At 74.1% G+C, this 348-nt stretch carries 1 protein-coding gene; it reads right to left on the bottom strand.

Annotation, left to right across the window (positions count from 1 at the left end):
- Positions 1–18: 18 nt before the first annotated feature.
- Positions 19–348, bottom strand: a 330-nt coding sequence (locus Q0L15_RS22745) for an ATP synthase subunit C (protein WP_296607137.1), incomplete at its 5' end; no start/stop codon positions are given.

Below are 348 nucleotides of genomic sequence, written 5' to 3'. Positions count from 1 at the left end.
GGACGGCCACGTGGGCCATCAGGCACGTCCGATCAGGATCACCGCGATGATCAGGCCGTAGATGGCGATGCCCTCGGCGAGCCCGACGATCACCATCGCCCGGCCGAACAGCTCGGGCCGTTCGCTCATCGCCGCCAGCGCGGCCGCGCCCGTGTAGGCCACGGCGATCGCCGCGCCGATGGAGGAGCCCGCGACCGCGATCGCCGCGCCCAGCAGCGCGGCCCAGCTCGAGGAGCCCGAGTCGGTCTGCGCCGCCACGAGAGCGGCGTCCGTCGCCGGTTCGTCGGCCGAGGTGGCCGCCGCCACGATCACAACAGCCGCGACGGCCAGCACCACCGCATTGGCGCC

This window comes from Nocardioides sp., assembly GCF_024509035.1.
Classification (GTDB): domain Bacteria; phylum Actinomycetota; class Actinomycetes; order Propionibacteriales; family Nocardioidaceae; genus Nocardioides.
The sequence above is the reverse complement of the archived record's forward strand: the minus strand, read 5'-3'. Positions and strand labels throughout refer to the sequence as shown.